The 4,051-nt window shown below is 69.4% G+C and carries 4 protein-coding genes and 1 pseudogene; 1 reads left to right on the top strand and 4 read right to left on the bottom strand.

Going from position 1 to position 4,051, the window contains the following annotated elements; genetic code table 11:
- Positions 1 to 83: 83 nt before the first annotated feature.
- From Q7P21_RS19705 to Q7P21_RS19690, 4 genes are all read right to left on the bottom strand, one after another.
- Positions 84 to 992 carry a class I SAM-dependent methyltransferase gene (locus Q7P21_RS19705; protein ID WP_304180003.1) on the bottom strand — a complete coding sequence of 303 codons (909 nt, stop codon included), beginning with the start codon at positions 990 to 992 and terminating at the stop codon, positions 84 to 86.
- A 6-nt stretch (positions 993 to 998) separates the two neighbouring features.
- Positions 999 to 2,597, bottom strand: a complete 1,599-nt coding sequence (locus Q7P21_RS19700; protein ID WP_304180001.1) for a peptide chain release factor 3 — start codon at positions 2,595 to 2,597, stop codon at positions 999 to 1,001.
- A 60-nt stretch (positions 2,598 to 2,657) separates the two neighbouring features.
- Entirely contained in the window at positions 2,658 to 3,071 is a 414-nt protein-coding gene (locus tag Q7P21_RS19695; protein ID WP_304180000.1) for a hypothetical protein, read from the bottom strand.
- A 268-nt stretch (positions 3,072 to 3,339) separates the two neighbouring features.
- Positions 3,340 to 3,672, bottom strand: a complete 333-nt coding sequence (locus tag Q7P21_RS19690; protein WP_304169988.1) for a DUF1491 family protein — start codon at positions 3,670 to 3,672, stop codon at positions 3,340 to 3,342.
- A gap of 140 nt (positions 3,673 to 3,812) precedes the next feature.
- Here Q7P21_RS19690 and Q7P21_RS19685 point away from each other — a divergent pair.
- A pseudogene (locus Q7P21_RS19685) lies at positions 3,813 to 4,051 on the top strand (hypothetical protein); the annotation flags it as partial.

Here is a 4,051-nt window from a genome sequence, read left to right as displayed (position 1 = left end):
GTTGACCTCGCGCCGCGAGCCGTAGCCCAGATTGGCCAAGAGCCGGTCGAGCCGGGCCATCATCGGCTTGGCGGGCTTCTCGCTCACTTGCGGGCCTCATAGACCTTGAAGCCGCCGACCTCGACCTTGGGAGTGACCTTGGCGAAGGTCTCATTAAGCGTCGCCTCATAGGGCAGGTGGCGATTGGCGACCAGCCAGCAGGTTCCGCCCTTGCCGAGCATGGCGCCCGCCGCGCGGATGAAGGCCGAGCCCAGGGCCCGATCCTCCGCCCCGCCGTCGTGGAACGGCGGGTTCATGACCACGAAGTCGAGGCCGGCGATCTCGCCCTCCAACCGCCGGACATCGGCCCAGCGCACCAGGACCCGGGGATCATCCAGATTGTGGCGCGCGCACTCCACGGCGCGACGGTCGATGTCGATGGCGACCAGGCTCTCGATCTGGCCCTGGGCCAGGATGTGGGTCGCCAATATGCCGATGCCGCAGCCGAGGTCCGCGCCCCGGCCCTTCAGCGCCGGCAGATGCTCCATCAGCCGCGCCGTGCCCGGATCAATGCGGTCCCAGCTGAACACGCCCGGCTGCGACCACAGGCCGAGCGCGGCGACCAGCCGGGGGCCGCCCGCGGCCATGACCTCGGCCAGGCTGGCGGGCGCCTCCGGGCGCTCGACATAGCAGAACCGGTGATGGCGGCGCGCGTCCTCGCCGACCACGCAGCCGAACCGCTCCAGGGCCTTCTTCAGCCGTGAACCGCCCTTGTCCTTGGGGGCCAGCACGGTGAGCGCCGCATGGGGTTTCAGCACCCGCAGGGCATGGGCCAGCACGAAGTCGCGCTCCAGCACCCCGGGCGGCGCCAATATCACCGCCTCGTCCGCCGAGCCGTCGGCCATCGCCGCCAGGTCCGCCGATCCGGGGATCAGCGGCGAAACCTGGGTCGCGCCGGGGGGAATGTCCGTCAGGCCGGGCGCCGGAGCGCCATAGAGGATCGCGCCGCTCATCGGCGGTCAGCCCCGTTCCTTGGTGCGCTCGAAGCCCACCTTCGGATAGCGCTCGGCCACATAGCCGATCTCCCAGGACGACTTGGCCAGGAACACCGGCTGGTCGTCGATGTCGGTGGCCATGGCGGTCTTGTGGGTGTTCTCGAAACCCTCGACCTCGGCCTTGGTCCCGGTCAGCCAGCGGGCCTCGGCGAAGGGGCTGGCCTCGAACTGGACCTCCAGCTGGTATTCATTGGCCAGGCGGTCGGCCATGACCTCGAACTGCAGCTGGCCGACGGCGCCGACGATGAAGTCCGCCCCGAACTGCGGGCGGAACAGCTGGGTCACCCCCTCCTCCGCCAGGCCTTCCAGCGCCTTCTTCAGGTGCTTGGCCTTCAGCGGATCCTTGACCCGCACGCGCTGGAGGATTTCCGGGGCGAAGTTGGGCAGGCCCGCGAAGCGCAGCAGGCCGGTCTCCGACAGGCTGTCGCCGACCCGCAGCACCCCATGGTTCGGAATGCCGATCACGTCGCCGGCGAAGGCCTCTTCCGCCAGCTCGCGGTCGGAGGCGAAGAACATGATCGGCGCATTGACCGACAATTGCCGCCCGGTGTTCTGCACCTTCAGCTTCATGCCGCGCGAGAACCGCCCCGACGTCAGGCGCAGGAAGGCGATGCGGTCACGGTGGTTGGGGTCCATGTTCGCCTGGACCTTGAAGACGAAGCCGGTGACTTCAGGATCACCCGGGACCACATGGGTCGGCTCGCCGGACTTGGCGGCCGCCACGGCCTTGGGCGGCGGGGCATAGGCGCCCAGGCCCGCCAGCAGCTCGTCGACGCCGAAATGGCGCAGGGCCGAGCCGAAGAACACCGGGGTCATGTGGCCTTCCAAGAAGGCCTGGGGATCGAAGGGCTTCGAGGCCTCGGTGACCAGCATGGAGGCTTCCTCCAGCTCGGCCCGCTCGTCCGGATCGAGGAAGCGGTCCACCGCATTGCCGCCGAAGGCCACGGCCGCCGGGTGGCCGTCGTCCGGCTCCGCCCCGCGCTTGGCGTAGGGCTGGAACTTCTGGGTGCGCAGGTCGAGCATGCCCTTGAACCGCCCGCCCGACCCGGCCGGCCAGAACAGCGGCGCGGGGTCGAGCGCCAGCTTGGAGCCGATCTCGTCCAACAGGGCGAAGGGGTCCTGGGCCTCGCGGTCCATCTTGTTGATGAAGGTGACGATCGGAATGTCGCGCAGGCGGCAGACCTCGAACAGCTTCAGGGTCTGGGGCTCGATGCCCTTGGCGGCGTCCAGCACCATGACCGCGGCGTCGGCGGCGGTGAGCGTCCGATAGGTGTCTTCGGAGAAGTCCTCGTGGCCCGGGGTGTCGAGCAGATTGAACATCAGTCCGTCGTGATCGAAGGTCATGACGCTGGCCGAGACGGAGATGCCCCGCTCGCGCTCGATCTTCATCCAGTCCGACCGCGTCCGCCGGTTCTCGCCCCGCGCCCTGACCGCGCCGGCCGCGCGGATCGCGCCCCCGGCCAGCAGCAGGTTCTCGGTCAGCGTCGTCTTGCCGGCGTCCGGGTGGGAGATGATGGCGAAGGTGCGCCGACGGGCGGCCTCGACGACGGGAGAAGTGCTCATGCCCGGGCGATAGCGCGCCCAGGCCCGTCAGGCAAATATTGGCGGGGTGTTGCGCGCGGCTTAGGCCGCCAACCGCCGCCAGACCTTGCTGTCAGTGTGCAGGGTGTCGAGCTCCCCTTCATCCTGGCGCAGGCTCAGCTGGGCCATGACCACGCCATCCACCTGGCGATAGCTGACCAGCACGTCCTGGGAGGCGCCGCCGAAGCGGGTGGCGATGAACTGGGCGGCGTTGATCGCCGGGGCCTTGGCCAGGATCAGGGCCGCCAGCCGCTTGGCGCGGTCCGGCCGCGTCAGGTGCAACAGCGGCTCCTCGGCATAGAGCTCCTGGCCCAGCCGGGTGACCGCGTTGAAGGACAGGGCGTCGAACCGCCGGCTCATCGCCTTGGGCGCGAACTTCGGATTGTCGAGATCAAGCACCACGTCGTTCATCAGGAACAGCAAGCACGCACCGGTCAGTTGAGGAAGCCGACGCAATTGGTCTCACACCCCTGCTTTCAACCCGGTGCACAAAGGCGGTGAACGGCCGGTTCACCGTGATGCCCCCCAACCCTTCGGCGCCGAATGGCTCAATCGCAATGCTGCTCCCCCGCTGGGGGAGCTGGCGCGTAGCGCCTGAGGTGGCCGACCCGAAGGGGCGGATAGGGCCTATCCGCTGCTCACGCAGCGGCCCCCCTCCGTCCCTGCGGGACACCTCCCCCAAATCGCGCTTCGCGCTGGGGGAGGAGCGCCGGGCGGGTCGCCTTCACCCCTCCTCCACCGGCTCCGTCAGGAAATGCCGGCCGTCCTTGTCCTCGACCTCGACCACCCAGATGTCGGGGTCGACCTTGATGGCGCGCTCTATATAGCGGTCGAGGTCGGGCTCCTGCTCCGAGACCGCCGGGCGCATCCAGATCCGCTCGCCGTCGCCGCGCGTGGCCTCGGCATAGAGCCGCACCGTGCGGTCGCTGCGGTTCAGCACCTTGACCAGCACCGAGCCGGCGCGGGCGTCGCCCTTGCGGATCAGCATGGCGAAGCCGCCGCCCAGCTCGACGCGGCGGATCAGGGCGGCGACCCAGATGTCGGTGGACAGCATCATGTCGGGGGCGGACCTCGCTAACGGAACAGAAAGGCGCGGCGCCTAAGGTCACGCTCAAGTTCTCGAACCATACGAGAAAACGGGTGAGCATGACGAGTACGCGCAAACATGCGCGGCGCGTCGTGTGTGGATGGATGGGGTTGGCCCTGGGCTGCGGTGTGATGGCCGCGCCGGGGCAAGCGAGCGCGTCAAGCCTCGACCTCTTCTACGAACGCACGGTGATGGCCGCCGCCGACGCCCGCTGCGGCCTGTTTTCAGGCGGCGTGGGCTCGGCCCTGTCCTCCGCCCGGGCCCAGGCCCGGGGCGCGGCCATGCGCGCCGGCGTCGACCGCCCGACCCTGAAGACCGTCGAGGCCCGGGCCATTTCCCGCGCCTCCAC

This window comes from Phenylobacterium aquaticum, assembly GCF_947378715.1.
Classification (GTDB): Bacteria; Pseudomonadota; Alphaproteobacteria; order Caulobacterales; family Caulobacteraceae; genus Phenylobacterium; species Phenylobacterium aquaticum_A.
Note: the sequence above shows the minus strand (reverse complement) of the source record. Positions and strands in the feature narration are given on the sequence as shown.